The 25,477-nt window shown below is 66.4% G+C and carries 25 protein-coding genes; 9 read left to right on the forward strand and 16 right to left on the reverse strand.

Annotated elements, in window-relative coordinates; translation table 11 throughout:
• Positions 1-39 precede the first annotated feature (39 nt).
• The 5 genes from ACFFJ6_RS15855 to ACFFJ6_RS15875 form a co-directional block, all read right to left on the reverse strand.
• Positions 40-195 carry a hypothetical protein gene (locus tag ACFFJ6_RS15855; protein ID WP_378389364.1) on the reverse strand — a complete coding sequence of 52 codons (156 nt, stop codon included), beginning with the start codon at positions 193-195 and terminating at the stop codon, positions 40-42.
• Positions 196-213: 18 nt separating this feature from the next.
• Complete coding sequence (locus ACFFJ6_RS15860) at positions 214-846, reverse strand: hypothetical protein (protein ID WP_378389722.1); 633 nt, start codon at positions 844-846, stop codon at positions 214-216.
• A gap of 83 nt (positions 847-929) precedes the next feature.
• Entirely contained in the window at positions 930-1,322 is a 393-nt protein-coding gene (locus tag ACFFJ6_RS15865) for a phage holin family protein (protein WP_378389366.1), read from the reverse strand.
• Positions 1,323-1,324: 2 nt separating this feature from the next.
• Positions 1,325-1,900: a hypothetical protein gene (locus tag ACFFJ6_RS15870; protein WP_378389368.1), complete on the reverse strand. Its 576-nt coding sequence runs from the start codon at positions 1,898-1,900 to the stop codon at positions 1,325-1,327.
• 20 nt (positions 1,901-1,920) lie between these two features.
• Positions 1,921-3,144, reverse strand: coding sequence for a hypothetical protein (locus ACFFJ6_RS15875; RefSeq protein WP_378389370.1), 1,224 nt, complete (start codon positions 3,142-3,144; stop codon positions 1,921-1,923).
• Positions 3,145-3,488: 344 nt separating this feature from the next.
• On the opposite strand from ACFFJ6_RS15875, the gene ACFFJ6_RS15880 reads away from it, so the two are divergent.
• The gene (locus ACFFJ6_RS15880) at positions 3,489-5,000 is read left to right on the forward strand and encodes an AMP-binding protein (RefSeq protein WP_378389372.1); all 1,512 of its coding nucleotides are present in this window, start codon (positions 3,489-3,491) and stop codon (positions 4,998-5,000) included.
• A gap of 52 nt (positions 5,001-5,052) precedes the next feature.
• Here the strand turns inward: ACFFJ6_RS15880 and ACFFJ6_RS15885 are convergent, their stop codons facing one another.
• The 3 genes from ACFFJ6_RS15885 to ACFFJ6_RS15895 form a co-directional block, all read right to left on the reverse strand.
• A complete protein-coding gene (locus ACFFJ6_RS15885) occupies positions 5,053-6,060 on the reverse strand; it encodes an SDR family oxidoreductase (protein ID WP_378389373.1) in 1,008 nt (335 codons plus the stop codon).
• A gap of 106 nt (positions 6,061-6,166) precedes the next feature.
• A complete protein-coding gene (locus ACFFJ6_RS15890) occupies positions 6,167-6,862 on the reverse strand; it encodes a glutathione S-transferase family protein (protein ID WP_378389375.1) in 696 nt (231 codons plus the stop codon).
• 254 nt (positions 6,863-7,116) lie between these two features.
• On the reverse strand, positions 7,117-9,000 hold the full coding sequence (locus ACFFJ6_RS15895; protein ID WP_378389377.1) for a sigma-54-dependent Fis family transcriptional regulator: 1,884 nt from the start codon (positions 8,998-9,000) through the stop codon (positions 7,117-7,119).
• 235 nt (positions 9,001-9,235) lie between these two features.
• Here ACFFJ6_RS15895 and adh point away from each other — a divergent pair, with 235 nt between their 5' ends.
• Together adh and yiaY are read left to right on the forward strand one after the other, a co-directional pair.
• Positions 9,236-10,756, forward strand: a complete 1,521-nt coding sequence (gene adh / locus ACFFJ6_RS15900; RefSeq protein ID WP_378389379.1) for an aldehyde dehydrogenase — start codon at positions 9,236-9,238, stop codon at positions 10,754-10,756.
• A 184-nt stretch (positions 10,757-10,940) separates the two neighbouring features.
• Positions 10,941-12,092, forward strand: coding sequence for an L-threonine dehydrogenase (yiaY, locus tag ACFFJ6_RS15905; RefSeq protein ID WP_378389381.1), 1,152 nt, complete (start codon positions 10,941-10,943; stop codon positions 12,090-12,092).
• A 321-nt stretch (positions 12,093-12,413) separates the two neighbouring features.
• On the opposite strand, the gene ACFFJ6_RS15910 is transcribed toward yiaY, so the two are convergent.
• On the reverse strand, positions 12,414-13,256 hold the full coding sequence (locus ACFFJ6_RS15910) for a DUF1194 domain-containing protein (protein ID WP_378389383.1): 843 nt from the start codon (positions 13,254-13,256) through the stop codon (positions 12,414-12,416).
• Between the two features lie 219 nt (positions 13,257-13,475).
• Between ACFFJ6_RS15910 and clpS the strand changes: the two genes are divergently transcribed.
• On the forward strand, positions 13,476-13,787 hold the full coding sequence (gene clpS / locus ACFFJ6_RS15915) for an ATP-dependent Clp protease adapter ClpS (RefSeq protein ID WP_378389385.1): 312 nt from the start codon (positions 13,476-13,478) through the stop codon (positions 13,785-13,787).
• Between the two features lie 334 nt (positions 13,788-14,121).
• Here clpS and ACFFJ6_RS15920 read toward each other — a convergent pair whose 3' ends face one another.
• The 4 genes from ACFFJ6_RS15920 to fabI form a co-directional block, all read right to left on the reverse strand.
• Positions 14,122-15,321, reverse strand: coding sequence for an adenylate/guanylate cyclase domain-containing protein (locus tag ACFFJ6_RS15920; protein WP_378389387.1), 1,200 nt, complete (start codon positions 15,319-15,321; stop codon positions 14,122-14,124).
• A 49-nt stretch (positions 15,322-15,370) separates the two neighbouring features.
• Positions 15,371-16,456: a chorismate synthase gene (aroC, locus tag ACFFJ6_RS15925; protein ID WP_378389389.1), complete on the reverse strand. Its 1,086-nt coding sequence runs from the start codon at positions 16,454-16,456 to the stop codon at positions 15,371-15,373.
• Positions 16,457-16,666: 210 nt separating this feature from the next.
• On the reverse strand, positions 16,667-17,260 hold the full coding sequence (locus tag ACFFJ6_RS15930) for a histidine phosphatase family protein (protein ID WP_378389391.1): 594 nt from the start codon (positions 17,258-17,260) through the stop codon (positions 16,667-16,669).
• A 154-nt stretch (positions 17,261-17,414) separates the two neighbouring features.
• Positions 17,415-18,236, reverse strand: coding sequence for an enoyl-ACP reductase FabI (gene fabI, locus ACFFJ6_RS15935; RefSeq protein WP_378389393.1), 822 nt, complete (start codon positions 18,234-18,236; stop codon positions 17,415-17,417).
• A 183-nt stretch (positions 18,237-18,419) separates the two neighbouring features.
• On the opposite strand from fabI, the gene ACFFJ6_RS15940 reads away from it, so the two are divergent.
• From ACFFJ6_RS15940 to ACFFJ6_RS15950, 3 genes are all read left to right on the forward strand, one after another.
• A complete protein-coding gene (locus ACFFJ6_RS15940) occupies positions 18,420-18,908 on the forward strand; it encodes a sigma-70 family RNA polymerase sigma factor (protein ID WP_378389395.1) in 489 nt (162 codons plus the stop codon).
• A gap of 23 nt (positions 18,909-18,931) precedes the next feature.
• Positions 18,932-19,705 carry an anti-sigma factor family protein gene (locus tag ACFFJ6_RS15945; RefSeq protein WP_378389397.1) on the forward strand — a complete coding sequence of 258 codons (774 nt, stop codon included), beginning with the start codon at positions 18,932-18,934 and terminating at the stop codon, positions 19,703-19,705.
• 273 nt (positions 19,706-19,978) lie between these two features.
• The gene (locus ACFFJ6_RS15950) at positions 19,979-20,800 is read left to right on the forward strand and encodes an alpha/beta fold hydrolase (protein ID WP_378389399.1); all 822 of its coding nucleotides are present in this window, start codon (positions 19,979-19,981) and stop codon (positions 20,798-20,800) included.
• 247 nt (positions 20,801-21,047) lie between these two features.
• Here ACFFJ6_RS15950 and ACFFJ6_RS15955 read toward each other — a convergent pair whose 3' ends face one another.
• Both ACFFJ6_RS15955 and ACFFJ6_RS15960 read right to left on the reverse strand, forming a co-directional pair.
• Positions 21,048-22,016 carry a DnaJ C-terminal domain-containing protein gene (locus ACFFJ6_RS15955; RefSeq protein WP_378389402.1) on the reverse strand — a complete coding sequence of 323 codons (969 nt, stop codon included), beginning with the start codon at positions 22,014-22,016 and terminating at the stop codon, positions 21,048-21,050.
• A gap of 118 nt (positions 22,017-22,134) precedes the next feature.
• Positions 22,135-22,473, reverse strand: a complete 339-nt coding sequence (locus ACFFJ6_RS15960) for an RT0821/Lpp0805 family surface protein (RefSeq protein ID WP_512700692.1) — start codon at positions 22,471-22,473, stop codon at positions 22,135-22,137.
• Between the two features lie 192 nt (positions 22,474-22,665).
• Here ACFFJ6_RS15960 and pdxH point away from each other — a divergent pair, with 192 nt between their 5' ends.
• Together pdxH and ACFFJ6_RS15970 are read left to right on the forward strand one after the other, a co-directional pair.
• A complete protein-coding gene (gene pdxH / locus ACFFJ6_RS15965) occupies positions 22,666-23,304 on the forward strand; it encodes a pyridoxamine 5'-phosphate oxidase (protein ID WP_378389406.1) in 639 nt (212 codons plus the stop codon).
• Entirely contained in the window at positions 23,301-24,074 is a 774-nt protein-coding gene (locus tag ACFFJ6_RS15970; RefSeq protein ID WP_378389408.1) for an SDR family NAD(P)-dependent oxidoreductase, read from the forward strand. Before pdxH ends, ACFFJ6_RS15970 begins: the two co-directional genes overlap by 4 nt.
• Before the next feature lie 647 nt (positions 24,075-24,721).
• Here ACFFJ6_RS15970 and ACFFJ6_RS15975 read toward each other — a convergent pair.
• On the reverse strand, positions 24,722-25,396 hold the full coding sequence (locus ACFFJ6_RS15975; RefSeq protein ID WP_378389410.1) for a dienelactone hydrolase family protein: 675 nt from the start codon (positions 25,394-25,396) through the stop codon (positions 24,722-24,724).
• Positions 25,397-25,477: the final 81 nt, after the last annotated feature.

Here is a 25,477-nt window from a genome sequence, read left to right on the forward strand (position 1 = left end):
TAACGATCGTCGTGGTACGACGCCGTCAACCGTCTGAGATCAGTGCGTATTACTGTCCTGCCACTCTTCCAGGTCCGGCTTCGACGGTGCGTCCTTGGTGGTCTGCGAACTCTGGTCGGGCTTCTTCCACGGTTCGCGGGTGCCGCTCTTCATCGCGTCGCCCGGACGATCGTCGGGCTTCTTATCGTCGGCCATCAATGACTCCCGTCTGGCTCACTCCAGCCGCAGATTGTCCTCAGCCGCGTCGACGACGCGCCGGGCCTTGTCGCCCATTTCGCCGACCGCCTTCATCACACCATCGGGCGTGAGGCCTTGACGGCGCGCCTCGTCGGTAGCGGCGCCGACCGCGTCCCGTGTCGCAGCCGTGACCCGCTCGCTGGCGTGATCGACAAACCCACGTGCCTGCGCCTTAAACTCGTCGCTGGTCTCGCCAAACAGATCGGCCTCGACCGAGGTTGACGGCAGCGAAGCCGCAATGCCAGCGCCAATCGCCAGACCGAGCGCACCTAGCAACAACGGCTGCTCCTCGAGCAGGTCGGTCATGCGAGACTTGGCGGCGTCGAACAATTCCGCACCGGTCTCCGGAAGCTGTCGGCCAAAATCGCTCGCCCGATCCATCGCCGCTGCGCCGCTGTCCCGCACCACGCTTGCGACGCTGGCAGCCTTTTCGCCGACGTCGCTCAGGCCGTCACTGAGGCGGTCCTGCACGTCGTGCATCCGTGCACGGCCGGTTTCGACGAGGTCCGACGCGAGGTCAGGCACGCGATCGAGCCCGGCGCTGTGCGCGAGCTTCGAGGCGCGCGATCGCGAGCCGGCGCTGCCGGCGAACAGCCACAACACGCCCATGCCGATCAGCGCCGTGGAAACCGGATTGCGACGCATTGCGTCGCCGACATCGTGGATGAAGGGCATCGCCCTGCTCTTGTCGTTCACTTGACCATCTCCTTCGCGGCGACCTTGTCGCGCTGCAATTGTTCGATCGTGACAGTCGGCTTTAGGGAGTCCGGTGACAAGCGGCTGACACCGATCCACATCAGGATCGCCGCGACAATCACCGTGCCGCCACCCGTGATCAGATAGGCGAGCGATTGCGACAGCCCGTTTTCGACCAGCAGCGCAGCCAGCGCGAACAGCAGGACGACGAGCCCAGGAATCAGTACGACCGCGCCCGCGCCGATCATCGCCACCGCGCGGCCGACCTGACCGACCTTGTCGGCCATCTCGGCGCGCGCGAGATCGAATTCGTTACTGATCAGCTTGGCGAACTGATTGAAAGCGTCGCCGAACAGCTCCGGGATCGATCGATTGGTCGGAGACGTCATCGTCAACTCCGATCCTCAAAATCCGGCCGCTCAGCCACGGACGCGCGCGGCGCGGCCGCCGACGAGCTCTTCAAGAAGCGCACCGCGCCGAAGCCCGCCAGCACCGCAAGACCGAGGAAGGCCGTCGGCTGACGACGCGCGAAGTCCTGCACGCCGCGGACGAGATTGGAGATATCGCCCTGCTGCACGGTGTCGGAGATTTCCTCGACCTTCGACGCCGCCTTGCGCATGTAGACGCCCGCGATTGGCAGATCATTGTCGAATTCGCGTGACGCACGGCGGATCGCCTCGGCGATCCCGCCGATGTAATCGGCGCCCGCCTCGCGCTGCTCGTTGGCACGGCTCTTAATTGCCTCGCCCGCCTCGGAGGCGAACTCGCGGGCCACGCCGGCGAGATTCTCCGCCTGCGCGCGCGCGGCTCCGACCGACTCCTCCGCAAGTCCGACCACACGATCCTTGATATCACGCCCTGCTTCGGTCGCCTGATCCGCCATGTTCTGGCCTTCCTTTTTCGCCGATTTCAGCGGCTGCGACCGCATGCCTGCTCCGTTACCTGTCTTTTCGATCTGCTCGGCCATGTCCCTGCTCTCTGTCTGTCTCAATGCTTGTTCTGCGAGGGCGACTCGAAGGTCGAGACGGCGGCTTCCGCCACTTTTCGAGCCCGCTCACCGAACTCCCGCACCTGACCGCCAACCTTGTCGGGCGTGAGCCCTTCGTCCTCGGCCGCATTCGCCGCGCTCTGATACACGTCGCGGCCCTTCTGCTTCACGGCATCGAGGCCGCGGTTCACGGTGTCCTCGGCCTGCTCGCGCAGACGACGACCCGCTCCGCCAAAGATCTGCTTCTCCGCGCGGAGCCGCGGGATGGCGCTGGCGATCAACCCGCCAACGACCAAGCCGACACCCGCCACGAGCAGCGGATGTGCGCTGACGGTTTCAGTCACGTTGCGGCTCGCGCGCTGGCCGAGATCACCGGCGCGATCGCGGATCCGAACGGCCGCATCGAGCCCAGCGTCCGCGGTCTCGCTCATCTTGTGACGAAGCCGGGACGCAGCGTCCGTCGCGGTCTCGCGAACCGACGCCGCGGTGTCGCGGACCGAAGCCGCCGTCTCGCGCAGCGTATCCGAGACGGTATCGGCCAGACCGGCGCCGCGTTGAGCTGCGTCGTCAACCTCCCCCGCGAAGGCATGGCCGGCCGCCGCAGCAGTCCGACCGAGGCGATCCGTCTCAGCCGACAGCGTGCGGCCGAGGTCTTCGCCCTTCCGCTTCAAGTCGGCAGCGGTGGAAGCAGCGGTGCGGCGGAATTCGTCGGCCCGCGTTCCGGCGACCTCGCCCGCAGCCTGGATCGCGCCGGCTGCGTAATCCCGCGCGGCCTCCGCGGTGTCCGCCACGTCCGACCCGAACGCACGAGCGCGCCGCTCGACTTCGACGGCGAGTTCGCCCGCCGCGACGGACGCACGCTGCGTCAAGCGCTGGCCCGACTTCGACCCGGCCAGATACAGGCCGGCGCCGACCATCAGCACCGGAGCCGGAATGGCGCGCACGATCTTCCACAACGGATAAGCGAGCGTCGCGCCCACCGCGACCGCCTGCACCGGATTGTTGCGGATGGTATCGCTCACCTTGTCGGCAAGCTCTTCACCGCGCGTCTTGATGTAGCTGGTGACATCGTCCTTGATCGCCTGCGGCGAGTAGCGCTCGCGCAGATCGCTCGCGGTGTCCGCCACGGTGGCCCGCAGCTCACCGACGGTTTGGGTCAGTCCGGCCCGGGCGCTCTCGGTCTCGCGTCGGATCTCGTCTAGGGTTCGAGCGTCGTGCGCCATCGGTTCCTCCAGAAGTTGTGAGCGTCCAACTCGGTACTGCAGACGATGTTCCTCGCCGGTGGACAATCATCAGATGGTTCGTGGTTCGTGTCATCGTAAGACGTCGCTCGCCAGGCTGCGACGAAAATGCCGGCCGCCACAGCCGGTTGCCAACTCCTTCATCGAGCTTTGCGGTAATCCAATCAGGGGTTCGCTGCAGGTGAACTCCACCCCAACTTTGAAGTGTCCCTTCCCGGCCAAACTTCGCTACAAAGCCCGGATCGCGACCCGGGCGCCGCCCGGCGAGCGGGAGCTATCGGGTGGGCCGGAAGAATGCCTGCCGAAGCCTTACATGGGGAAAATGCATGGCGCTTCACGACTTCACCCTGGGCGATGTCTATCGCCGCAATGCCGCGCTGTTTCCGGATCGCACGGCTTTCGTGTTCGACAGCGGCGAACGCGTCACGCACCGCGACTATCTGGCACGGACGGAGCGGCTCGCCGCCGGCCTGCTGCGCGACGGCATCCGCCCGGGTGACCGTGTTGCAATCCTGTCGCAAAACTGCGTGGAAATGGTGGAGCTGATCGGCGCGGCGGCTCTGGTCGGCGCCATCCTGCTGCCGGTGAACTATCGGCTTGGGGCCGACGAGATCGGCTTCGTGCTGAGCGACGGCGCCCCGGCGGTGCTGGTCGTCGCCGCCGAGTATCGCGACATCGTCGCCGGCCTGCAGCCGTCGCTGCCGAGTGTGCGCCGCATCTACACCATCGGCTGCGAGCCGGCCCCGTTCGTGCCGTTTTCCGAACTCGCTTCAAACGACGCTTTTGTGCCGCCGGAAGTCGCCGCTGCGGACGGTTTCGTCATCATCCACACCGCCGCGGTGGGCGGCCGGCCGCGCGGCGCGCTGATCTCGCAGGGCAATCTGCTGATCGCGCAAAGCTCGGCGATCGAGTCCTGGCGCCTGACCGAGCGCGACGTCAATCTCGGCATGCTGCCGCTGTTTCACGTCACCGGCCTCGGCCTGATGCTGACGCTGCAGCAGGCCGGTGGCGCCAGCGTGATCGCGGCCAAATTCGACGCCGCGCAGGCCGCGCGCGACATCGCTGCCGAGCAAGTGACAGTGATGGCAGAATTCGCGCCGATGCTTGGCAACATTCTGGATCAGGCGGAGCCGGCGCAATTGCAAAGCCTGCGCGCGGTCACGGGGCTGGACACGCCGGCAACCATCGAACGCTTCGAGCAGCTTTGCCCGGAGGCGACGTTCTGGGCGACCTTCGGCCAGTCCGAGACGTCGGGCCTGTCGACCTTCGCACCGTATCGGGACCGGCCGGGTTCGGCCGGACGTCCGCTGTTCTGGCGCAGCATCGCGGTGGTCGATGCCGACGACAAGCCGCTGCCCCCCAGCGACGTCGGCGAGATCGTGGTGCGGGGCCCAACGGTGTTCAAAGGCTATTGGAATAACGAGGCTGCGACCAAGCATGCGTTCCGCAACGGCTGGCATCACACCGGCGACATGGGGCGGTTCGACGCGGACGGCTACCTGTTCTACGCCGGACGCGCGCCCGAGAAGGAGCTGATCAAGACCGGAGGCGAGAACGTTTACCCGGCCGAGGTCGAAGCGGCGCTGAAACAGCATCCCGCTGTCGTCGAGGCGATCGTGATCGGCGTGCCCGACCCGCAATGGAGCGAGGCGGTCAAAGCCGTTTGCGTGTTGAGGCCCGGCGAGAGCATTGGTGCCGACGAGCTGGCGAATTTCGTCGCTTCGCTGATCGCACGCTACAAGAAGCCCAAGCACGTGGTGTTCGTGGAGACGCTGCCGAAGAACGCCAGCGGAGCGATCGACCGCGCCGCCGTGAAGGCGGCGCACGGCGCGGCATAACGCTCGCCGGCTGAGTGCTCCGGCGAAAGGCTTCGGGTGGCGACTGCCTTGGCTACGGCAGGCCGCCGCCGCCCATCGCCCCATAGACCTGCCCGGTCGAAAAGCTCGCGTCATTGGCGGCGAGCTGCACGTAGATCGAGCCGAGTTCGGCAGGCTGGCCGGGCCGGCCGAGCGGGGTTGTACCGCCGAACTTCTCCAGCTTCTCCATCGTCGCGCCGCCCGACACTTGCAACGGCGTCCAGATCGGCCCCGGCGCCACCGCGTTGACGCGGATCCCCTTGGGGCCAAGTTGCTTGGCGAGCGACCGCACATAGTTGGTCGTGGCCGCCTTGGTCTGGGCGTAGTCGTACAGCTCCGGCGACGGATCTGTCGCCTGCTCGGACGACGTACCGATGATGCACGAGCCGGGCTTGAGGTGCGGCAGCGCCGCTTTGATGATCCAGAACGGCGCGTAGATATTGGTCTTCATCGTCGCATCGAAATCTTCCGACGACACGTCCATGATCGAAGCGCGTGTCTGCTGGCGGGCGGCGTTGTTGACGACGATGTCGAGCCCGCCAAGCTGTTGCACCGTCTGCTCGACCAGCCGGCTGCAGAATGCTTCGTCACGCAGGTCGCCCGGAATCGCGACGGCGTTACGGCCCGCTTCCTTGATCAGCTCGATCACCTGCCGGGCATCTTCTTCCTCGGCCGGCAGATAGTTGATGGCGACGTCGGCGCCCTCGCGCGCGAAGGCGATCGCAGCGGCGCGGCCCATGCCGCTGTCGCCGCCCGTGATCAGCGCCTTACGGCCGGCCAATCGACCCGATCCCTTGTAGCTCTTTTCACCATGATCCGGCGGCGGATTCATCTTGGACGCCAGTCCGGGCCAAGGCTGTTCCTGCCGCTGGAACGGCGGCTTCGGATACTTGCTGACTGGGCTTTCGAACGGCGCCGCCGTCGCGACCGCATTCGGCGTGGCGGCCTTCTGCGCGAAAGCGGGCGCGGCTGCGGCCGCGGCGCCGAGCACTCCGGCCCCAGCGCCACCGACCATGTTTCGACGGGTAATTGTGTCAGTCATGTTTATCGTCCTGCTAATGTCAGCGGCAACAGCAGGATCGCGCGATCGTTCCTGGACGGGCGGATCGATCGCGCCGTGAGTCAGGACGGGGCGCCGTCCAGCGGCTTCAGACCGGATAGCCGCCCGAGTTGCGCGCCATGCCGCCGAACGCATCGAGCAGCTTGTCCCGCCAGGCATAGACCGGATCATCGGCCTCGAGCAGCGCGAACGAGCTGACCGCTCGCGCCCACTGGAAACCACCGAACACGATGTAATCCGCGTAGTTGGGCTGCTCGCCCCCGATAAAGGATTGCGCCTTCAGCGTCAGCCGCAGGGGATCGAGCGACTTGCGGAACCCGATCACCGCGCTGTCTCGGCCGGCCGCGACCTCTTCGACCGTCTTGCCGAACCGGGCTTCGCGGGTCTTGCGGAAATAAGCCTGATCCTCGGGGCCGAGTTGGCTCACGATATCGGCGATGATCAACGGAAAGATGCCTCCGACGATCGCCAAGTCGCCCCATGCGTTGAGCATCCGCGCCATCGCACGACCACCCTCGCCGCCAAACAGCGACGGACGATCCCGATAGGCATCTTCGAGATAGAGCGCGATCGCCCAGGAATCTGCGATCGCCTGGTCGCCGTCGAGCAGCACGGGCACTTTCTCCGACTTGTAGGGTGCGAGCGCCGCCTTCTCGGTGAACCGCCACGGGATCGACACGGCATCGAGCCCCTTGTGCGCCAGCGCCATCCGGATTCGCCAGCAATAGGGGGAGAACGGCCGCGCGCCATCGAGGCCGACGAGTTCGAAGAGTTTCAAGGTCATTGCGCTTCCCAGTTCGACGCCGCGAAGCGGTGCGATCCGGGAGGCCGCACATAATCGCTTCGCTTTCGGAGACGATCGAAGAGATCCGCGCGCCGGTCAAGCCTCACCGGCCAAACCTCGGTGGGGCGCGTTGCGCTGAACCTTGCGGCACGTACCCCGCGGCCTATTCCACGAGATGCCTGGGTCGGCCAGGCTCTCGGAATGTCAACGCATAAGGAGAAGACAGATCGCTGCAATCAATCGATCGGCTTGGTCTAAAGGCATCGGTCCTTCTCTTTCAGCAGGCGGCGATAGTACGTACTTCGGTCAATTCCGAGCCGCCGGGCCGCGCGGGAGACGTTGCCGTCGCTGGCGTCGAGTGCCGCCTGCAAAGCCGACCGTGTCTGTTCCGCCAGCGAGGTCGGCGGAGTGCTGATCACCACATTGAACGTCGGCACCGCCGCGCGGATCTCTGCCGGCAGAGCTGACACATCGACCGGCTGGCCCGGTTCGCCCAGCACCATCAGGGCCCGCAGCGTGCCGACCAATTGCCGGAAATTGCCCGGCCACTCATAGGCCGCCAGCAGTCGCTCGACCTCGTCCGACAGCGCAACGCCGGCGGTCTCGCCGCCAAGCTGGCGCCACAGCCGGCGCACCAGCGCGAGCCGATCCGGATGATGCCGCACCGGCGGACGCTCGACGACGTATTGGGCGATGCGGAAATACAGATCTTGCCGAAACGCGCCGGCCGCCAGCAGCGTCGACAGCGACTGGTGCGTGGCGCAGATCAGCGCGAAATCGACCGGCACCGGTTTGCCGCCGCCGAGCGGCGACACCTGCTTGTCCTGCAGCACGCGGAGCAGCCGGCTCTGCAACGACAACGGCATGTCGCCGATCTCGTCGAGAAACAACACGCCGCCATCGGCCTGGCGCAGCAGGCCGGGCGCGCCCTGCCGACGTGCGCCGGTGAAGGCGCCGGCCTCGTAGCCGAACAGCTCGGACTCGATCAGTCCCTCGGGCAGCGCCGCGCAATTGACCGGCACGAACGGCTTGTCGCATCGTTCGCTCTCGGCGTGCACACGGCGCGCGAACACGTCCTTGCCGGAGCCGGTCTCGCCCAGCAACAGCAGCGGGATGCCCGCATTGACCAGACGCACCGCCCGCGCCAGCGAGGCCTGCATCTCCTCGCCGAGAATCGGCTCGATCTCGCCCGACGGCGCAGCCGAAGCCTTTGCCCGCGCGGACGTCGCCCCGCCACGGGACGGCCGACGGGCGGGGTCGAGAAGCCGACCGTAAAGCCGTGTCCCTTGCGGTCCGCGAAGCGGCTGGATCTGATCGGACGGGCGAACTCCGGGTAGCAGCGCCGCCAGCTTGGCGTGGTCGATCGCAGACCAATCGAGCTTCATCAGCTCGAGGCCGCGGCGATTGGCGCCGACCAGCACGCCCTCCGCAAAGGCCAGGACTCCCTCGCGCGGCGTGCCGACCAGCGCGCGGTCCGCGTGAAAGCGCAGCATCATGCAATGCGCGAAGCCCTCGCTGAAAAAGCGGTGCTCGATCTGCTCGGCGGCGAGGCGCATCAATCCGAGGGCGTGGACGTGGCGGATCGCGGCCGGGCCGGTCATGTCGAGCGCGCCCGCGACGTTGCCGCGCGGATCGATCAGCGGCGCCGCCGCGCAGGCCAGGATCCGATGGCGTTCGAAGAAGTGCTCCGCCCCATGCACCGCGATCGGCTGCCGCTCGACCAGCGCGGTGCCGATCGCATTGGTGCCCGTCGCGGCCTCGTTCCACGACACGCCGGGCCGCAGCGCCACTTCGGCGGCGCGTCCCGCAAAGGCGGCGTCGCCGACCATATCGAGCACGACGCCGGCCGTATCCGTGACGATTACCACGCTACCAGTCAGTCGCGCGTCGCCCTGCAATGCATCGAGCTCGGGCCGCGCCAGACGGCTGAGGCGCGCGTGACGCTCTTGAAGCTCACGCAACTCATGAGCAGTTGGCGGTACGAGCAAGGGCGAGCGGCTGACATCGAGGCCCTGCCCGGCGCAGCGTTCCCACGACCGCAGAATCGGCGCCGCGACAATTCCAGAAGCAGACCGTCCTTCGTCGAAGAAGCGACGACGCGCGACGAAAACGGCATCATGACTTGATGCAGGCGACATGGGCGTCTCCGGAATGTTGGATTCTGCAACAGCTGTTGCGCCCAACTGATCGCAGTATCACACGCAGTGTCGCGCGCTGTCCAGAGAACGAACGCCAGCGCAAATTCGCGCAACGTAGAATCCTCCCTGACTTATCAACGCGCTGCGCCATTGGTCGCGCATCCGGCGCGCCGTCCCGCGCAATTGGCACACGATGTGCGTAGTTGCTTCCGCTTCAATAAATCGGGAGGAAGCCATGAACATCATCACCACACTGCAGCCCAAGGCGAGTTCGATCTTCAAAACCCGCTACGGCAACTTCATCGGCGGGCGCTGGATCGAGCCGCTCGAAGGCCGCTACTTCGACAACACCACGCCGATTACCGGCGGCAAGATCACAGAGATTCCGCGCTCGCAGAAAGAAGATATCGAACTCGCGCTCGATGCCGCGCATGCGGCGAGCCCGGGCTGGGCGAAGACGACCACAACGGAGCGGTCACTCATTCTCAATCGCATCGCGGACCGGATGGAGGACAACCTCGATCTGCTCGCAACCGCGGAAACCCTCGATAACGGCAAGCCGATCCGCGAGACACGCGCCGCCGACCTGCCGCTGGCGATCGATCACTTCCGCTACTTCGCGGGTGCACTACGCGCCCAGGAAGGCTCGATCTCAGAAATCGATCACGATACGATCGCTTACCACTTCCACGAACCGCTCGGCGTCGTCGGCCAGATCATTCCGTGGAACTTCCCGCTGCTGATGGCGGCCTGGAAGCTGGCGCCGGCGCTCGCCGCCGGCAATTGCGTGGTGCTCAAGCCCGCCGAGCAGACCCCGGCGTCGATCCTGGTCTGGGCCGAGCTGATCGGCGACCTGCTGCCGCCGGGCGTGCTCAACATCGTCAACGGCTTCGGCGTCGAGGCGGGCAAGCCGCTGGCGTCGAGCCCGCGCATCGCCAAGATCGCCTTCACCGGCGAGACCTCGACCGGCCGGCTCATCATGCAATACGCCAGCGAGAATCTGGTGCCGGTGTCGCTCGAACTCGGCGGCAAATCGCCGAACATTTTCTTCGGCGACGTCGCGGCCGAGGACGATCCGTTCTTCGACAAGGCGATCGAAGGCTTCGTGATGTTTGCGCTCAATCAGGGAGAGGTGTGCACCTGCCCGAGCCGCGCGCTGGTGCAGGAGTCGATCTACGACCGCTTCATGGAGCGGGCACTCGCCCGCGTCGCCGCAATCCGCCAGGGCGACCCGCGCGATCCGGCCACCATGATCGGCGCGCAGGCGTCGCAGGAACAACTCGACAAGATCCTGTCCTATATCGACATCGGCCGCCAGGAAGGCGCCGAACTGCTCGCCGGCGGCGCCCGCGCGCAGTTGCCCGGCGATCTCGCCGGCGGCTACTACGTGCATCCGACCGTGTTCCGCGGTCACAACCAGATGCGTATCTTCCAGGAAGAAATCTTCGGCCCCGTGGTGTCGGTCACCACCTTCAAAGACGAAGCCGAGGCCGTCGCCATCGCCAACGATACCCAGTATGGCCTCGGCGCCGGCGTCTGGACGCGGGACGGCACCCGCGCCTATCGGTTCGGGCGCGCCATCGCCGCCGGCCGGGTGTGGACAAACTGCTACCACGCTTACCCGGCGCACGCCGCCTTCGGCGGCTACAAGCAATCCGGCATCGGGCGCGAGACCCACAAGATGATGCTCGATCACTATCAGCACACCAAGAACCTGCTGGTGAGCTACGGGACCGGACCGCTCGGCTTTTTCTAGGACGCAACTCATTTCCGCGGCGGGTGCGCAGCACCCAGCCGCAGCAACTCCGGACGGCGTTTCCGGCGCCGTCCGGGCCGCACGGCCTTGCCCTGCAATACGGAGCGCATCTGGACCGGCACATTCGTCCGGCCGAGCGGCTCATCGACCACCGACCAACAACAAACGCATGGAAGGAAACACAATGACCGCAACAACCTTTTTCATTCCCTCTCTCAACCTGTTCGGCGCCGGCTGCGTGTCGAGCGCCGCTGACCACGCCAAGGCCCGCGGTTTCACACGCGCACTGATCGTCACCGACAGCGGCCTGCACAAGCTCGGCGTCGCCGACCAGATCGCCTCGATGCTGGTCGAGCGCGGCGTGGGCAGCGTGATCTTCCCCGGCGCCAAGCCGAACCCGACCATCCGGAACGTGGAGGACGGACTCGCGCTGCTGAAACAGGAAAACTGTGACTGCGTCATCTCGCTCGGCGGAGGCTCGGCGCACGACTGCGCCAAGGGCATCGCGCTCACCGCCACCAACGGCGGCAGCATCAAGGACTACGAGGGCGTCGACAAGTCGGCGCACGCCCAGCTTCCGCTGATCGCCGTCAACACCACGGCCGGCACGGCGAGCGAGATGACTCGCTTCTGCATCATCACCGATGAGGAACGCCAGGTGAAAATGGCCATCGTCGACCGCCACACCACGCCGCTGCTGTCGGTCAATGATCCGGTGCTGATGCTCGGCAAGCCTGCAGCGCTGACGGCGGCCACCGGCATGGATGCACTCACCCATGCGATCGAAGCCTATGTGTCGATCGCGGCGACGCCGATCACCGATGCCTGCGCGCTGAAGGCCATGTCGATCATCTCCAACAGCCTGCGCACCGTCGTCGCCGAGGGCCAGAACCTCGCCGCCCGCGAGGCGATGTCCTATGCGGGCTTCCTCGCCGGCATGGCGTTCAACAATGCGTCGCTCGGCTACGTGCACGCGATGGCGCATCAGCTCGGCGGCTTCTACGACCTGCCGCACGGGGTCTGCAACGCGGTGCTGCTGCCGCACGTCCAGGCCTACAACGCGCAGGTCGCAGCCGGACGGCTGAAGGACGTCGCCCACGCGCTCGGAGTCGACGTCACCGGCATGACCGATGCGCAAGGCGCCGACGCCGCCATTCACGCCATCCAGCGGCTGTCGGCGGATGTCGGCATTCCGGCAGGGCTCGGCGGTCTCGGCATGAAGGAAACCGACGTGCCGATCCTCGCCGCCAACGCGCTGAAGGACGCCTGCGGCTTCACCAATCCGAAGCAGGCGACGCAGTCCGAGATCGAAACGATCTTCCGCGCTGCGGCCTGACGGCTCTAGGCAAGCCTGGGATGCCCGCGCGTCGTGCGTCCGTGGGCTTGCTCAGAGCGACGGCTCCAACCATCCGGGGGCGCTCAAGCCATGAGTGGCTGAGTGCCCCCGGAATCTGAAATGCACCCCACCCTCGTCATTCGGGGCGCCGCGTAGCGGCGAACCCGGAATCCATACGCCGCAGCGCTGCTGCTGAGCACGGCGGACGTGACGATCGAACGAGAGTCCAGTGAACATGGATTCCGGGCTCGCACTACGCGCGCCCCGGAATGACAAACGAGAGGCCGAGGGTCATGGCTGGATTGGAGATCAACGCCGCGACTACCTGCCCCAGCGATCCTGCCAGATTTTCTCGCCGACCAGGCAGGAGACTCGCGCCGACTTCTCCTGCCCGGCGATCGGTACGATCCAGCCGGGAGGCGTCAGTCCGGCGACTTCCATCACCAGCTTGGTGCGGATCGCCTCCTTGAATTTGTCGCGACTCTTGATCGTGACTACGAACGCGCCCGGACCTCCGATGACGCAATCCTCGTAGTAGTAATCGAGATTCTCGATATCCATCGTCGAATAGGACGGCTCCTTCACCATGATCGGCAGGCCGTTGATGACGACGCCCTTCTCCACCGCGGCGTCGCGCGCCATCGTCACCGGCTCGCCATTGTTGTTGGGGCCGTCGCCGGAGATATCGATGACGCGGCGCAGGCCGTGATAGGGATTCTGGTCGAACAGCGGCACGGCAAAATTGATCGCGCCGGAGATCGAAGTCCGCGATGCGCGCCGCAGCGGCGCATTCATGATTTCGTTCGCGACCGAGTCGGCCGATTCCGGCCCGTCGATGATCTGCCAGGGCAGGATGATCTTCTGGTCCCCGGCGGCCGCCCATTCGAAATACGTCACGGCGATGCGGCCGGTCGGGCCGGTCTTCAGCGTCTTGAGAAATTCACTGGAGCGCAGCGCCTGCGCGTAGCCCTCACGCTGGACCGCGAGTTCGTCCATATCCATCGAATACGAGACGTCGACCGCGAGGATCAGTTCGACATCCACCGTTTTGGAATCGTCGGGGCGATCAGCGAGTTGCGGTGCCCGGTTGGGCGCGGCGAGACCCGCCACCATGCCGGCCGCCGTGACAGCGGCGGCTATCGTGCCGATCGAGATCCACCGCATCGCACGCCCTCCGCTCGAGGATGACACGATCGTGACACGACGTACGACGCGCGCAACCGGAAAGCCGGTTCCACCGCGATCACGTTTCACTGATAGCAAAAGCCCGCGGACAAGAGCGGGCCGTGCGCTGCATCGAAAATGCGCAGATCGCACAGCGGCACAGGTTTCGCCGGCGCCGCCGGAGTTGTAAACTCGGACCGATCAACAGCGGTGAACGATATGAGCAACATCGATGTCGTCACGCGTCGGACGACCAAGACCAAGCCGAAGATCGAGCGGCCGAAGCTGCACAAGGTCATCCTCGTCAACGACGACTTCACGCCGCGCGACTTCGTGGTGATGATCCTGAAGGCCGAGTTCAGGATGACCGAGGAACAGGCGTACAAAGTGATGCTCACCGCCCACCAGCGCGGCGTCTGCGTCGTCGCCGTGTTCACCAGGGACGTCGCCGAAACCAAAGCCACCCGCGCCACCGACGCCGGCCGCGCCAAAGGCTATCCGCTGCTGTTCACGACGGAACCTGAGGAGTAGGCGGAGCTTCGTTGCGCGTCCCGAACCGTTCGTCTCGCCTCGGCAAAGACCATCAGCACCGGCGCTTTCTTCACCCTCCCCTGGAGGGGGAGGGTCGGCGGGCAGCGCGCGAAGCGCGGTGCTCGACGGGGTGGGGTGAGCCGCGGGCACCGCGTTTCGTAACGTCGCCACCTCACCCCGCTCGCTGCGCGAGCGACCCTCCCCCTCCAGGGGAGGGTGATCATCGCCGCCACCGCAATTTTCACATGCGATCCCTCTGCTACTCGTGGGGCCAGGGGCTGCATGCAACTAGCGATGCCGATGCTCTTTGAGCTCCGCCGATTCTGGCAGATGTCTACAGCCCTTCCGCCGCCTGCAGCGTTTCGACTTCGAGACCGTAAACCCGCTCGGCGTGCGACAGCCCGTCGATCGGGAATTCGCCGATCTCCACGAAGCCGTCGCCGCAGAGGTTGATGAAATCGGACGAGGCCACCACGGTGCGGCCGAGGCGCCCGGCGATCCGCTCCAGCCGAGCCGCGAGATTGACGGCGGGGCCGACACAGGTGAAGTCGAGCCGGTTGCCGCCGCCGATATTGCCGTACAGCACCTGCCCGACATGCAGCGCGACGCCGAAGCGGAAACTCTCGATGACGTGGTTGCCCTCGATGTAGTTCATCGCGGCGACATTGACGCGGCATTCGTGGGCCGCGGCGAGCATCCGCGCGCAGACGTCGACTTCATCGACGCGATCGTCTGCGATCGGAAACACGGCGAGAAGACCATCGCCCATGAATTTCAACACCTCGCCGCCATGGCGCAGGATCGGCCCGACCTGGCAGTCAAAATAGGCGTTGAGCAGCTTCACCATCACTTCCGGCGGCAGCCGGTCGGACAGCGCCGTGAAGCCGCGCAGATCCGACAGCCAGATTGCGGTGCGCAGCATGTCCGCATGGCCGCGGCGGATCTGGCCAGCAAGAATGCGCGCGCCGGCGCGGTTGCCCACATAGGTGTCGAGCAGCGTGGTGGCGATCTCGCGCAGGCTGAGCACTTCCACCAGCCGGGCGATCGGCGGAATCACCGCGCGGATCGCGTTGAGCTGCGCGTCGGTGAAGCCGCCGGGCTGCCGCGTCGCGTAGCTCGCGGCGTGGAAGCTGCCGTCGAGGAATTGCAGCGGGAGCGCCGCGTAGTCGGTGATGCCTTCGGCACGCATGTCGTCGAAAATCGGAAAGTTCCGGCTGGCCGGATCGTCGAGCCGGAACCGGACTTCTACGCCGTGGTCGTATAGGACCTTCAGGGGGCTGCGCAGATATTCGTCGGATAGGTCGACATCGACCGTCGTCTCGCCGACCTCTGCCTCCTTGCCCGGCCGCCAGATGAAACGATGGCCGTAGATGTCAGGATGCAGAGTCTCGACGAAAACCGCGACGCGCGCCAGCGGCACGCCGGCCTCGACCAGGCGCTCGCAGGTCTGCGTCATCATCACAATGGGGTCTGGCGCGGAGCGCGCGCCATCGACCAGCCAGTCGATCAGGGCGCGGAGTCGGTTTTCGTGCATCCGCGTACCAATAGCAGGTCGGATGCTGCTTTGCACCCGGTCGGGCGGATCAGCCGACCTGTCCCCGGTGGCGCAGCAGGTGGTCGGCGAGCACGCAGGCGACCATGGCTTCGCCGACCGGAACCGCCCGAATGCCGACGCAGGGATCGTGGCGGCCCTTGGTGAGGATCTCGGTGTCGGCGCCGGCCCGATCGACGGTCTTGCGCGGCGTCAGGATCGACGAGGTCGGCTTGACGGCGAACCGCGCCACCACCGGCTGACCCGTCGCGATGCCCCCGAGGATGCCGCCGGCGTGGTTGGACAGGAACTGCGGGCCATGATTGCCCATCCGCATCTCGTCGGCATTCTGCTCGCCGGTCAGTTCGGCGCTGGCGAAGCCGTCGCCGATCTCGACGCCCTTGACCGCATTGATGCTCATCAGCGCGGCGGCAATGTCGCCGTCGAGCTTGGCGTAGATCGGCGCGCCGAGCCCGGCCGGGACGCCCTCGGCCACGATCTCGATCACCGCACCGATCGACGAGCCGGCCTTGCGGATGCCGTCGAGATAATCGGCGAACAATCCGGCCGCGTCCTTGTCCGGGCAGAAGAACGGGTTGTTGCCGATCTCGTCCCAGTCCCATTTGGCGCGGTCGATCTTGTGCGGGCCGATCTGCACCAGCGCGCCGCGCACGCTCATGCCGGCGATCACCTTGCGGGCCACCGCGCCGGCGGCGACGCGGCTCGCGGTCTCGCGCGCCGAGGAGCGGCCGCCGCCGCGATAGTCGCGGATGCCGTACTTCGCCTCATAGGTGAAATCGGCGTGGCCGGGGCGGAATTTGTTCTGAATGTCCGAATAGTCCTTGGAGCGCTGGTCGGTATTCTCGATCTGCAGCGCGATCGGCGTGCCGGTGGTGACCTGCACCCCGGTCTCCGGATGCACCATCACGCCGGACAGGATCTTCACCTGGTCGGCTTCCTGGCGCTGGGTGGTGAAGCGCGACTGGCCCGGCCGGCGGCGATCGAGATCGCCCTGAATGTCGGCCTCGGTCAGCGGGATCAGCGGCGGGCAGCCGTCGACCACGCAGCCGATCGCCACGCCATGGCTCTCGCCGAAGGTGGTGACCCGAAACATGTGACCGAAAGTGTTGAACGACATGGCGGACCCGCCCCTCAAGAATTGCGCCGGTGTGGTAACGCGCCGGTCGAACAGGGTCAAACCAACCCTCAACTCCAGCAGGAGCGGGTTGCGAGCGCAACTCGCCGTGTGAGGGTTCGCCGCGCGGTCAGCGCCCCCTCATCCGGCGCGGACGGCGTCCGCGCCACCTTCTCCCATGAGGGGAGAAGGAAGAGCGCGCGCGTCCGTGCCTCAGCTCACAATCTCCAAGCCGCCGTCGCGGAACATATAAACGGAGCCCTGTAAAATCAGTCCCTCCAGCGCTTCGGTCGGGGTCTTGACGCCGCATGCGACCATCAGCATCCGGCAGGTGCCGACATGGCCGACCGCGACGGTGTCGGCGGTCACGGACGCGACCCAGTCGGCGACGAACGGAAAGCGGTCGGCGTAGCTCTCGCCCCGCAACGGCGCGACGGTCCAGCGGTCGGCTTGGCGGGCGGCATAGATTTTTGCGTCCGAGGCTTGCATCTGCTCCACCGTGAAGCCTTCCCAGGCCCCATAGGTGATTTCGCGCAGCCTCTCGTCGGTCGCATAACCCTGCGCCGGCAGCCCGAGCTTCACGCGCGCCAGCTCCATGGTGACGCGGGCGCGGCCGAGCGGGCTCGACACATAAGACAGCGTCGCGGCATCTCGCCCCTCGCGCGCCAGCACCTCGCCGAGCAGCCGCCCGGCTGTGCTCGCCTGCCCCCGCCCCTTGTCGTTGAGCGGAATGTCCTGCGTCCCCTGATAACGTCCGGTGGCGTTCCAGTCGGTCTGGCCGTGACGCATGAAGTAGATGGTGGGCATGGCCTGATCAGTGGTGAGAGCGAAATCTATCAAACCGTCATGGCCGGGCACGTCCCGGCCATCCACGTTCTTGCTATCAGGGTGTTGTCGAACACGCGGATGCCCGGGACCAGCCCGGGCATGACGACATTGGGCGGGAAGTCAAACTTGACGGTTAGTCCTTGCCGCCGAGCGAGATATCCGGGGCGTCGGGGTTCTTCATGCCGACCACGTGGTAGCCGGCATCGACGTGATGGACTTCGCCGGTGACGCCGCGCGACAGGTCGGACAGGAAGTACAAGGCGCTGTCGCCAACCTCCTCGATCGACACCGTGCGGCGCAGCGGCGCGTTATGTTCGTTCCATTTCAGGATGTAGCGGAAGTCGCCGATGCCCGACGCGGCCAGCGTCTTGATCGGTCCCGCCGAGATCGCGTTGACGCGGATGTTCTTGACGCCCAGGTCGGCGGCGAGATAGCGCACGCTGGCTTCCAGCGCGGCCTTGGCGACGCCCATCACGTTGTAATGCGGCATCCACTTCTCGGCGCCGTAATAGGTCAGCGTGATGATCGAGCCGCCGTCCGTCATCAGCTTTTCGGCGCGCTGTGCGATCGCGGTCAGCGAGTAGCAGGAGATCAGCATCGACTTGGAGAAGTTCGCCTCCGAGGTGTCGATGTAGCGGCCGTCGAGTTCGTCCTTGTCGGCGAAGGCGATGGCGTGGACGACGAAGTCGATCTTGCCCCACTTCTCCTTCACGACGTCGAACACGGCATCGATCGTCGACGCATCGGTGACGTCGCAATGGCCGAGCACCAGCCCGCCGAGCTCGGCGGCGAGCGGCTCGACACGCTTCTTCAGCGCATCGCCCTGATAGGTCAGCGCGACTTCGGCGCCCTGCTCGCGACAGGCCTTGGCGATGCCGTAGGCGATCGAGCGATTGTTGGCCACGCCGAGAATGACCCCACGTTTGCCCTGCATCAGGCCCGAACCAGTCGCCATGTCACATCCCCTCGGCTTGAATTGCTGCCCCGACCTACACCACCGCCCCAGCCGGGTACAGCCCGAATGTTTGTGAGCAAATTCAGCCGTTTGGCGCGGTTCGCCGGACTGGAATAGAGTTGCTTGCGCGGTGTTATGGTTGTCGGAGCGGCACAAGATGCGCGCACGAGCCACAGGCCCGCGATGAACGATTTCCGAGACGGCGTCGAAGCGATGATCCCGGCCCTGCGGCGCTACGCCCGGGCGCTGGCGCGCGACACCGACATCGCCGATGATCTGGTGCAGGACACGCTGGTGCGGGCGCTGCGCTCCGAGAAGCTGTTTCTCGGCGGCGACCTGCGCAGCTGGCTCTACACCATCCTGACCAATCTCAACCGCAACCGCCGGCGCACATTGGCGCGGCGCCCGACCTTGATGCCGCTGACCGACACCAGCGTCGACGCCAGCGGCACGGAAGCGGAGGGGGGCGACATTGCGCGGGCGCTGGCGACGCTGGTCGAGGAGCAGCGCGCGGCGCTGTTGCTCGTCGTGCTGGAAGGGCTGAGCTATCGCGAGGTCGCCGAGATCCAGGGCGTGCCGATCGGCACCGTGATGTCCCGCCTCGCCCGCGCCCGCGCCCACATCCGCGCCAGCCTCGACGGCGAGCGGCCGATGCTCAAGCAGGTGAAATAAGCCGATGCGAAAGACGAACCACCATGACTGAGCCCCTGATGCCCGTCACTGAGGACGAGCTGCACGCTTATGTGGACGGCGAATTGCCGGCGGAGCGGCGCGCGGATGTCGAAGCGTGGCTCGCCGCACATCCTGCGGATGCGCAACGCGTCCGCTCGTGGCAGGCGATGGCCGAGGCGCTGCATGCCCGCTACGATCGCGTTCTCGACGAGCCGATCCCGGCGCGACTGCAACTCGACCGGCTCAGCGCAGCGCCGCCGCGACGCTGGATCGCCGGCGCGATGGCAGCGACGCTGGCGGCCTTCATCGTCGGCGGCGGGGCCGGATGGTTCGCCCGCGGTGCCGCGACGACGCCGAGCGCATTCCGCAGCTTCACGGTTGATGCGCTCGACGCGCATCGACTCTACGTGGTCGAGGTGCGGCACCCGGTCGAAGTCGAAGCCTCGGAGCGCGCGCATCTGCAGCAATGGCTGTCGAAACGCGTGGGCTACACGGTGACAGCGCCGGAGCTTGAAGCCAGCGGGCTTAAACTCGTGGGCGGCCGTCTGCTGCCCGGGCCGGACGCGCCGGCCGCTTTCCTGATGTACGAAAGCGCGAACGGAGAGCGCTTCACACTCTACACGTCACGCGCCGCCACCGACGCGACGCAGATGCGCTACGCCAGCGACGCTCGCGACGGCGCGCTGTTCTGGGCAGATCGCGGCGTCGGCTACGTGCTGGCTGGGCCCACCGACAAGGAGCGGCTGAGCCAGGTGGCCAAGCAGGTGTACGCGCAGACGGAGAAGACAGGCGGTTAGCTGGCGATTAGTTCACCGATTTGGCACCGTCCAAATTTCGACACTTATAATCGCGGATTCCAACATCGACGCGCCTCACTGTCGTCCGACCGAATCACGATGCTGCGATGGCGTCTGATCCGCCGATCGGCGCAAGCGGCCTTGGCCGGGGTTTGCGCTGATCCCCCGCGCCGAGGCCGCTCCCACTTTGGGCCGGCCCAGCCCGGGCGCAGACTTCCCTCAGATACCGCTTTGGTATTTTATCACCTCCATTCGGGGTGAAGGGATACCAGTATGCAGACTCAGTCGATCGAGACGTGCGCCGGGCGGATCGCCTACCGCCAGTCCGCCGGCAGCGGGCCGACCGTCGTGATCGTCCACGGCAATTCGGCGTCGTCGCGCGCCTTTGGCCGACAACTCGACGGCGCTCTCGGCGCCAAGTATCGACTGCTGGTGCCTGATTTGCCGGGGCATGGGGAGTCGGCCGATGCGGCGGATCCGGCGGCGACCTACACCATGCCGGGCTATGCGGCGATGCTGCGCGAGTTTGCGGGCAAGCTCGGCGCCGCCGAGGCTGTGTTCGTCGGCTGGAGTCTGGGCGGACATATCGTGCTGGAGGCTGCGCCGGATCTGCCGCGGGCGAAGGGCTTTGCGATCTTCGGCACGCCGCCGATCGGCTTTCCGCCCGCGATGGAGCAGGCGTTTCTTGCAACGCCCGCAATGGCCTACACGTTTCAGCCCGAACTGAACGAGGAGCAGGCGCGGGCCTATGTGGCGGCAGCGTTCCGGCCGGGCGTCACTGCGCTGCCGCCCGAGATGGTCGCGGACGTGCTGCGGACCGAGGGACGCGCGCGTGGACAGCTCGCCGCCAGCATCGCGCCGGGCGGCTATCGGGACGAAATCGACCTTGTGGCAAACCTGAGGCAGCCGCTCGCGGTCCTGCACGGCGCCGAGGAGCAGCTGGTCAACGGCGAATATTTCAAGACACTGACGATGCCGACGCTGTGGCGCGGCGCGGTTCAGGTGATCGACGGCGCCGGCCACCTGCCGCAATGGGAGCAGGCCGACCGCTTCAACGCGCTGCTCGATGCGTTCGTGGCGGAGGCGAACGCTTAGCGGAACGAGCCGCTGTCGAGTCTCGACAACGCCTCGCAGATGGAGTGTCGGGAGCTACACGTGAGCTGTCTTCACCCTCCCCTGGAGGGGGAGGGTCGGCACGCAGCCGCGTAGCGGGTGCGTGCCGGGGTGGGGTGAGCCGCGGGCACGGCGGATGAACTCTTCGCCACCCCACCCCGCTCGCTATGCGAGCGACCCTCCCCCTCCAGGGGAGGGTGACACTCGTCGCGGCAGCAAGCTTTCAGGATCACCCCAGATCGCTGCGCGGGTGGTACGGGTGGCCGTCGCGCCACTTCGTCATCAGCGCTTCGAGTTCGGCGTCGTGGCCGTCGGGCAGGACGATCCGGATGGTGACGAACAGATCGCCGGCCGCGCCGGCCTTCGGCAGGCCCTTGCCCTTGAGGCGGAAGATGCGGCCGCTCGACGTGTTCTTCGGGATCGACAGCTCGATCGCGCCGGTCAGCGTCGGCACGCGGACCTTGGCGCCGAGCACCGCCTCGTACAGCGTGATCGGCAGTTCGAGCCGCAGATCGCTGCCGTCGACCTTGAAGTACGGATGCGGCGCGTAGTTGACGGTGATTAGCAGGTCGCCGGGACGATGGCCGGGCGCGCTCTCGCCCTGCCCCTTCAGCCGGATTTGCTGGCCCGGCCCGACGCCGGCCGGAATCTTGACGTTGAGCTCCTTGCCGCTCGGCAACCGGACGCGCTTTTCCGAGCCCTTCGCGGCCTCTTCGAGCGTCACCGTCATCGCGACACTCTGGTCGAGGTCGGGGGCAAAGCCGCCGCCGTCGAAGTCGAAGCCACCGGCCCCACCGCCGCGCGCACCACTGCGCATGCCGGCCGCGCCGCCGAACATCGAATTCAGGATGTCTTCGAACCCACCGCCCGCGCCGCCGCCGAATCCAGCGCCGCCGCTGCGGAAATTGTACTGCTCGAAGCCGCCGCCGGCACGACCGCCGCGCGCACCGCCGCCAGGGAAGCCCTGGAAACGCGGCTTGCCTTCGGCGTCGATCTCGCCGCGGTCGAATTGCTTGCGCTTGGCCTCGTCGCCGAGAATCTCGTTGGCGGAGTTGACCTCGGCGAAACGGGCAGCGGCCTTCGGGTCGTTCTTGTTCGCGTCGGGGTGATGCTTCTTGGCCAGCTTGCGATAGGCGCTTTTGATCGCCGCAGCGCTGGCGTCCCGCTGCACCCCCAGGACCTCGTAGGGGTCGCGCATCCGTCACGTCTCCTTCAGGAATCAGGAATCGAACTATGGGCAGAACGCCCAGTCGGGTTTCATCTGGGGTGTTTGTGTCTGTTTTGCAACCGCTTTCGGCCCCGCTTTCGCAGGCGCGTCAGGTCCGACGCCACGGCTTGAGCGAGCGGATTTCCCAGTGGCCCTGAGCCGACCGGCAGGCGGCGCCCTGCATCCAGCTTTCGGCCCCGTCCTTGACGTAGCTGGCGAGAAAGTCGCGGCAGGACCGGCCGTCCGCCGTATAGGCCGCGGCGAGCGGCGTGACCGAACCGCGCGCGCCGGTGGTCGGGTTCTCCCACGGCTGGCTGGAATCCTTGCCGCCTTTGGTCAGCACGTCGGACGCGGCGATGCGCGCCAGCGCCAGATCGGCTTCGCTTGGGCCGCTTTCCGCCGACGGCGTCAGGGCGCGGATCGAGCCGGTGAACTCGCTGGCGTCCATTTGGGCAAATGCCGCGTCCTTGCCTCCGACGCTGCAGCCGCCGAGCCCCACCCCCATTAGAATGACTATCAGGCCGGCGGAGCGGCCGATCGTCGATAGGACAACGCACCGCCGTGCCCTATATAGGTCTGGCCTATACAGAGCCGCCGGCGCGTTCGGGAGCGCGGTGAAGCACAAGTCGGATCCCCTCGCATGAGCGATACCTCCATCAAACACCACAGTGAGTTAACGTCCGGTGATTTCACCGCGGCGGAGAATCCGTTTGGCCTGTTCGCTGAATGGCTTGCGGAAGCGAGCGGCTCCGAGCCGAACGATCCGAACGCGATGGCGCTGGCGACGGTGGATCCCGACGGCCTGCCGGACGTCCGCATGGTGCTGATGAAGGGCTACGACGACGACGGCTTCGTGTTCTACAGCCACATTGCCAGCCAGAAGGGCCGCGAACTCGCCGCCAATCCCAAGGCGGCGCTGCTGTTCCACTGGAAGTCGCTGCGCCGGCAGGTCCGCATCCGCGGCACGGTGGCGCCGGTGACCGAGGCAGAGGCCGACGCCTACTTCGCGACGCGGCCCAAGCAGGCGCAGATCGGCGCCTGGGCCAGCAAGCAGTCGCAGCCGCTAGAGAGCCGTTTCGCGTTCGAACAGGCGATCGCCAAGGTCGCGGCGCGGCATCTGGTCGGCGAGGTTCCGCGCCCGCCGGGCTGGAGCGGCTGGCGGATCACGCCGTCGCGGATCGAATTCTGGCACGACCGCCCGTTCCGCCTGCACGACCGCATCGAATTCAGCCGGGACACACCGGCCCACCCCTGGACCAAGACAAGGCTTTACCCATGAGTCCCGACACACCGAAGCGTGCGCCCGAGGGCAACGCGCAGCGCCGGACGATGATCTTGACCGGCGCCAGTCGCGGCATCGGCCACGCCACGGTGATCCGTTTTTCCAGCGCCGGCTGGCGCGTGATCACCTGCTCGCGGCACCCGTTCCCGGAGGAATGCCCGTGGGGCGCCGGGCCGGAAGATCATATCCAAATCAATCTCGGCGATCGCGCCGACACGCTGCGCGGCATCGATGAAATCCGCGAACGGCTCGACGGCGCGCTGGTGCATGCGCTGGTCAACAACGCGGCGATCTCGCCGAAGAACGCGAGCGGAGGCCGGCTCGGCTCGATCGACACCGAAATGGACACCTGGGAGCACGTCTTCCACGTCAACTTCTTCGCGCCGATCATGATGGCGCGCGGGCTGATCGAGGAGCTGAAGGCGGCCAAGGGGTCGGTCGTGAACGTCACCTCGATCGCCGGCTCGCGCGTGCATCCGTTCGCCGGCGCCGCTTATGCCACCTCGAAGGCGGCGCTCGCGGCGCTGACGCGCGAGATGGCGTCGGACTTCGGTCCGATCGGCGTGCGCGTCAATTCGATCGCGCCCGGCGAGATCGACACCTCGATCCTGTCGCCCGGCACCGAGAAGATCGTCCAGGAAGACATCCCGATGCGCCGGCTCGGCACGCCGGACGAAGTCGCCAAGATCATCTACGTGCTGTGCACCGAGACCTCGTCCTACGTGAACGGCGCCGAAATCCACATCAACGGCGGCCAGCACGTCTAGTCTGCCCTGTGCGGAGCCGTCATCCTGAGGTGCGCGCAGAGCGCGCCTCGAAGGATGCGGCCACAGGGCGTGCGGCCCATCCTCCGAGGCCCGCAGCGCCGCGCAGTGCGCGGCTCCGCGGGCACCTCAGGATGACGGCGGGAGCTGATTGGCAGCTCTGATCTTTCAGCCAAGCACAACTGATCCGACATCACCCCACGTCCTACCCGGCACAAGGCCGGGCACGACTTGGGCAGAGCCGGATTTGGTCACCGGATACGTTCATTTGAATCGAAAGCGCCGGTTCTGATCTCTCAGAACCGGCGCTTCGGTTTTATCGGAAGGGTCTTCAGTCCGCGCGGAACCGGCGGGGCGACCGGGTTCGCGTGGGGCCTTGCTGCAGGATGCCCGCACTGGAGCAATCCTCCTCACGGTCGTCCTCGAACAGCGCTGCCCCGCAGTAGCGACAGAAGCGGCCGCTCATTGCCGGTGCCCGACTCGGCCGCTGCGCTCGCTGATAGTTCGCGAAATCGATGATGCGACCTGGCTTTACAACTTTGTCAACCATTGCTGTCCTCGTAGATCTGACAGCGTTATCGCAGCAACCCTTCTTCCAAGTGTTCAGCCGAAAGCTCAAATTTTACAGGCAACCGGCCACCGTCGGGTGATCAGCCGAGATGCTTTCCAAAGAATGCAGTCGCACGCGACCACGCGAGTTCCGCGGCCTCGCGATCATGCACCGCAGCGCGCTGCTCGTTGACGAAAGCGTGGTCGGCTTCGTAGCGGAAGAACTCCGCCGACTTGCCGGCTTCCTTCATGCCCTTCTCGAACGCATCCACCAGTTGCGGCGTGCACCAGTCGTCGCGGTTGGCGAAGTGGCCCTGCATCGGCACGCGCACGTCGGACGGCTTGGCGACCTGCTCGGGCGGAATGCCGTAGAACACAACCGCTGCACTCAGCTCGGGAATCTTGCACGCGCCGATCACCGTCACGGCGCCGCCGAGGCAGAAGCCGGTGAGGCCCACCTTGGCGCCGTTGCGCGCCAGATAGGCCGCGGCGCCGCGCACCGTCTGGGTCGTGGCATCCATGAAGTCGAGTGAGCTCATCTCTTTGTTGGCGGCGTCCGTGTCGTGATAGGGCACGACCTTGCCGTTGTAGAGATCGGGCGCGAGCGCATCGAAACCGGCGAGCGCGAAGCGGTCGGTCAGCCCCTTGATCTGCTCGGACAGGCCCCACCATTCCTGAATCACGACGACGCCGGGCGCGTTGCCGCGGGCCGCATTGGCCAGATAGCCGTTCGCCTCTTTGCCGTCGGGACGCTTGAAGGTGATGATCGTGCCCATGAATCCTCCGTGAGTTGCACTTTCATTGCGGCGCATATTGTCCGCACCGCCCGGCGGATGCAATCGCCGGCGGCGCGACCG

The sequence above is a fragment of the Rhodopseudomonas telluris genome, assembly GCF_042432815.1.
Classification (GTDB): Bacteria; Pseudomonadota; Alphaproteobacteria; order Rhizobiales; family Xanthobacteraceae; genus Rhodopseudomonas; species Rhodopseudomonas telluris.

Coding starts and splice junctions, on each gene's coding strand:
- ACFFJ6_RS15855 (WP_378389364.1), bottom strand. CDS start 195: ATGGCCGACGATAAGAAGCCCGACGATCGTCCGGGCGACGCGATGAAG.
- ACFFJ6_RS15860 (WP_378389722.1), bottom strand. CDS start 846: ATGGGCGTGTTGTGGCTGTTCGCCGGCAGCGCCGGCTCGCGATCGCGC.
- ACFFJ6_RS15865 (WP_378389366.1), bottom strand. CDS start 1,322: ATGACGTCTCCGACCAATCGATCGATCCCGGAGCTGTTCGGCGACGCT.
- ACFFJ6_RS15870 (WP_378389368.1), bottom strand. CDS start 1,900: ATGGCCGAGCAGATCGAAAAGACAGGTAACGGAGCAGGCATGCGGTCG.
- ACFFJ6_RS15875 (WP_378389370.1), bottom strand. CDS start 3,144: ATGGCGCACGACGCTCGAACCCTAGACGAGATCCGACGCGAGACCGAG.
- ACFFJ6_RS15880 (WP_378389372.1), top strand. CDS start 3,489: ATGGCGCTTCACGACTTCACCCTGGGCGATGTCTATCGCCGCAATGCC.
- ACFFJ6_RS15885 (WP_378389373.1), bottom strand. CDS start 6,060: ATGACTGACACAATTACCCGTCGAAACATGGTCGGTGGCGCTGGGGCC.
- ACFFJ6_RS15890 (WP_378389375.1), bottom strand. CDS start 6,862: ATGACCTTGAAACTCTTCGAACTCGTCGGCCTCGATGGCGCGCGGCCG.
- ACFFJ6_RS15895 (WP_378389377.1), bottom strand. CDS start 9,000: ATGTCGCCTGCATCAAGTCATGATGCCGTTTTCGTCGCGCGTCGTCGC.
- adh (WP_378389379.1), top strand. CDS start 9,236: ATGAACATCATCACCACACTGCAGCCCAAGGCGAGTTCGATCTTCAAA.
- yiaY (WP_378389381.1), top strand. CDS start 10,941: ATGACCGCAACAACCTTTTTCATTCCCTCTCTCAACCTGTTCGGCGCC.
- ACFFJ6_RS15910 (WP_378389383.1), bottom strand. CDS start 13,256: ATGCGGTGGATCTCGATCGGCACGATAGCCGCCGCTGTCACGGCGGCC.
- clpS (WP_378389385.1), top strand. CDS start 13,476: ATGAGCAACATCGATGTCGTCACGCGTCGGACGACCAAGACCAAGCCG.
- ACFFJ6_RS15920 (WP_378389387.1), bottom strand. CDS start 15,321: ATGCACGAAAACCGACTCCGCGCCCTGATCGACTGGCTGGTCGATGGC.
- aroC (WP_378389389.1), bottom strand. CDS start 16,456: ATGTCGTTCAACACTTTCGGTCACATGTTTCGGGTCACCACCTTCGGC.
- ACFFJ6_RS15930 (WP_378389391.1), bottom strand. CDS start 17,260: ATGCCCACCATCTACTTCATGCGTCACGGCCAGACCGACTGGAACGCC.
- fabI (WP_378389393.1), bottom strand. CDS start 18,236: ATGGCGACTGGTTCGGGCCTGATGCAGGGCAAACGTGGGGTCATTCTC.
- ACFFJ6_RS15940 (WP_378389395.1), top strand. CDS start 18,420: ATGAACGATTTCCGAGACGGCGTCGAAGCGATGATCCCGGCCCTGCGG.
- ACFFJ6_RS15945 (WP_378389397.1), top strand. CDS start 18,932: ATGACTGAGCCCCTGATGCCCGTCACTGAGGACGAGCTGCACGCTTAT.
- ACFFJ6_RS15950 (WP_378389399.1), top strand. CDS start 19,979: ATGCAGACTCAGTCGATCGAGACGTGCGCCGGGCGGATCGCCTACCGC.
- ACFFJ6_RS15955 (WP_378389402.1), bottom strand. CDS start 22,016: ATGCGCGACCCCTACGAGGTCCTGGGGGTGCAGCGGGACGCCAGCGCT.
- ACFFJ6_RS15960 (WP_512700692.1), bottom strand. CDS start 22,473: ATGGACGCCAGCGAGTTCACCGGCTCGATCCGCGCCCTGACGCCGTCG.
- pdxH (WP_378389406.1), top strand. CDS start 22,666: ATGAGCGATACCTCCATCAAACACCACAGTGAGTTAACGTCCGGTGAT.
- ACFFJ6_RS15970 (WP_378389408.1), top strand. CDS start 23,301: ATGAGTCCCGACACACCGAAGCGTGCGCCCGAGGGCAACGCGCAGCGC.
- ACFFJ6_RS15975 (WP_378389410.1), bottom strand. CDS start 25,396: ATGGGCACGATCATCACCTTCAAGCGTCCCGACGGCAAAGAGGCGAAC.